This is a genomic window from Nostoc sp. 'Peltigera membranacea cyanobiont' 213 (assembly GCF_002245975.1).
Classification (GTDB): domain Bacteria; phylum Cyanobacteriota; class Cyanobacteriia; order Cyanobacteriales; family Nostocaceae; genus Nostoc.
Map to the genome: position 1 here is coordinate 1 of NZ_NOLI01000300.1, position 3186 is coordinate 3186.

General features: G+C 43.7%; 3 protein-coding genes. 2 read left to right on the forward strand and 1 reads right to left on the reverse strand.

Annotated elements, in window-relative coordinates; genetic code table 11:
- Window positions 1-206: 206 nt before the first annotated feature.
- Window positions 207-1085 carry an NmrA/HSCARG family protein gene (locus CDG77_RS34240; RefSeq protein ID WP_094333570.1) on the reverse strand — a complete coding sequence of 293 codons (879 nt, stop codon included), beginning with the start codon at window positions 1083-1085 and terminating at the stop codon, window positions 207-209.
- A 130-nt stretch (window positions 1086-1215) separates the two neighbouring features.
- Between CDG77_RS34240 and CDG77_RS34245 the strand changes: the two genes are divergently transcribed.
- Window positions 1216-2133: a LysR family transcriptional regulator gene (locus tag CDG77_RS34245; RefSeq protein WP_094333571.1), complete on the forward strand. Its 918-nt coding sequence runs from the start codon at window positions 1216-1218 to the stop codon at window positions 2131-2133.
- A 353-nt stretch (window positions 2134-2486) separates the two neighbouring features.
- Window positions 2487-2978: a peptide-methionine (S)-S-oxide reductase MsrA gene (gene msrA / locus CDG77_RS34250; protein ID WP_094333572.1), complete on the forward strand. Its 492-nt coding sequence runs from the start codon at window positions 2487-2489 to the stop codon at window positions 2976-2978.
- Window positions 2979-3186: the final 208 nt, after the last annotated feature.

Below are 3186 nucleotides of genomic sequence, written 5' to 3' on the forward strand. Positions count from 1 at the left end.
GCTCGTAAAGGTATAAAACATCCCCCCATCCCCGTTCTCTCTTGATCCTTTTTTGATGGGGGAGAGTGAACAACTACTCCAAATCAACTTCAAAATCAAGAGCGTCAAATAGATATCGTCCAATGTTTATGTCTGATTTTTAGGTCATTGACTGAAGAATAGTAAATTGTGTCAATTCACATTTTTGACCTGACATGGGACGCGCTTTAATCTGGTTTTGTCCAGTCGTGGTCGCGCAGATAGGATTCAAAGTCGCTTGAGGAAGGAAAGTCACGTTTCAACTGTGCTAAATCCGCTCCGTAGCCGACATTCTCAAACCAGCGATACATAATGGTCACTTCCTCCCCAGCTTGCTGCTCAAACGCTTCAAACGGAATTTGCTGGTATTCGACGGTTTTGCCCAACACGAGGCTGAACGCGGCAGCGATTTCTGGCATGGTCATCTCCACACTGGCGACTTCGATTTCGCGGTTCAAGAACTCGGCGGGGCGATCGAATACCTCAGCGACCATTGCTCCGTAATCTTCTTCAGAAAGTTGCTGCAATTTTGTTTCAGGACTGAGCGGTTGGGAGAGCGTGTCCTGCTCCATCATTGGACGCATTGAGGCGTAGTTGTAAAAGAAGAAAACTGGACGCATGATTGTGTAGGGCAAGCCCAGCGAGCGAACGTACTCTTCGACAGTAAATTTACTGTCGAAATGGGGAATGCCCGTGTTGCGTTCGGCGCTGCCCACAGAACTGTAGACGAAATGCTCGACACCTGCCGATGAAGCTGCGTCTGCAACACTTTTGCCATCTCGGATCTCGGCTGATAATCCACCTTCTTTAAGAAAGGTCTGCAACGAAAAAACGCCATAAGCACCTTCCAAAGCGCGATCAACGGAAGCGCGATCGCTGAAGTCTCCTGTTACGAGTTCTGCCCCCGCTTGTTGGAGTGCTTGGGCGGCGGGCTTGTTTGGATCGCGCACAAAGGCACGCACCTTGAAGTTACTGCGCTTTAAAAGATGACGCGCCACTGCGCCGCCCTGATTGCCCGTGGCTCCGGTAACTAAGATAATTCGTTCTGCGGTTGTTTGCTGTGTCATGTCTGTTTTTTTTATGCTGTTTGTGTATTTGAAATTTATCTTGTCTAAACAGTAGCTTGTGCAGAAAAAAAGAAAAAGTAGTTAAAATTCAAAACAGTTGTGCAAAAAATTCAAAGATGCGTTTTGGTTAATGGACAAGCTGAAAAGCCTGATGATTTTTATCCGCTCCGCTCAATCTGGCAGCTTTTCGGAGGCAGCACGACACTTAGGTATGGCTCCTTCAGCCGTGAGTCGAGCCGTATTGCGCTTGGAAGATGACTTGGGGGTGCGCTTGCTCCAGCGAACAACTCGCAGCTTGACGCTGACCGAAGATGGCAACCGATTTTATCAACGCTGTCAGCAAATTCTTAACGATTTGGAAGAAGCCGAACTCGAAGTCAAACAATCGCAATCAATGCCTCTCGGAACATTGCGGCTCGATCTGAGCTTTGTGTTTGGCAAAATACATATCGCTCCGGCTCTGCTGCAATTTATCACACAATATCCAAAGCTAAATCTGAATGTTTCTTTTAACGATCGCACGATCGATCTGATTGAGGAAGGCATTGACGCGACAGTGCGGATTGGAATGAGGAGTGATAGCCGTTTAATCATGCACCATCTGGCAACTGCACGCTACATCACTTGTGCCTCACCGCAGTATCTCGCTCAGTATGGCACGCCCACAATACCCACAGAACTTTTGCAGCATCGCTGTGTCAACTTTATCTATCCACAGACTGGGCGAGAGCCTAAATGGAAGTTTGAACAAGATGGAAAAGCGATTGACCTTTGTGTTGAGAGTTATCTGCGATTCGATAATTCAGAAGTCATTTTAGAGGCAGTCATTCAAGGAGCCGGTGTAGTTCAATTTCCCAAATTTATTGCAGCCAAAGCGATCGCGCGTGGAGACCTCCAACCAATTCTTCAATCCTACGCGACCCAAGTTGGATTACCGATCTCCGTGTTGTACCCGCAAAAACGCTATCTCTGTGCTAAAGTTCGCGTCTTTGTTGAGTTTATGACAGAATTGATGGCTGCATTAAAGCGAGTTGATATTGTAGATTGAAAGCTATTTATTTAGAGGCAGTAGGTGTTGCAGAAAATCTTCAGCAATTTGTCAAATCAATTCAAAATTACAATCAGTGAGGGCAAGAAAAGAGCGAATTAATCAATTCAAAATTTTTGTTTCTTCTTAATGAGAGCATTTTGAATTTTGAATTCAAAAAATGGTTAAACGGCAGAATCAATTTTTTCCAATTCTTAGATAATATTCAGTTTTATACCATACTCATCTCAGGATAATCTGTCACTCTAATAATTAAAATCAATCAGGCAGTATTGAGAAAATATTTACTTATAAAGTATCTGTCTGATTTGATGAGTTTCATTTAAAATTATCACAAAATAGTTGTCAAAGATATGCAAAACGCTAATCTACAAAAAGCGACATTTGGAGCAGGCTGTTTCTGGGGAGTTGAAGCAGCATTTCGTCAAGTAAAAGGAGTAACTTCTACAGCAGTTGGTTACAGTGGCGGACACTTTGATAATCCAACCTACGAAGATGTCTGTAGAGGAAAAACTGGACATGCTGAGGTAGTGGAAGTGGAATACAATCCAGCAATAGTATCTTATAATGAACTGCTAAATGTGTTTTGGAATAAGCACAATCCCACAGAATCAAACCACCAGAGGCCAGATGTTGGTTATCAATATCGGTCAGTAATATTTTTCCACACTCCAGAGCAGGAATTATTAGCAAAAGCCTCCAAGGAGCAGCTTGAAAATAGTTCTCGCTATCACAAAAATCCAATTGTGACGGAGATTGTACCTGCATCGCAATTCTATAGAGCAGAAGAGTATCATCAGCAATATCTGGAGAAGCATGGACGAGCATCTTACAGGATAGGCTAATCTTTCACCGGATTGAGGGGATGTTAAAAGTCGAATGCTGTAAATCCCCTTACTTGCTATACATATCAGGGAACTTTGCTTGAAGTTTAGCCAGTTTCGGCAAGTCATTCACTACCACATAGCGATCGCTGGGATGATGCACTATATAATTCTGATGGTATGCCGCAGCCTGATAAAAACCTTTCAAAGGATCTAATTCTGTCACAAT

What these genes read in the sequence shown, in the direction of transcription:
- CDG77_RS34240 (WP_094333570.1), bottom strand. Translation starts at nt 1,085, where the DNA reads ATGACACAGCAAACAACCGCAGAACGAATTATCTTAGTTACCGGAGCC.
- CDG77_RS34245 (WP_094333571.1), top strand. Translation starts at nt 1,216, where the DNA reads ATGGACAAGCTGAAAAGCCTGATGATTTTTATCCGCTCCGCTCAATCT.
- msrA (WP_094333572.1), top strand. Translation starts at nt 2,487, where the DNA reads ATGCAAAACGCTAATCTACAAAAAGCGACATTTGGAGCAGGCTGTTTC.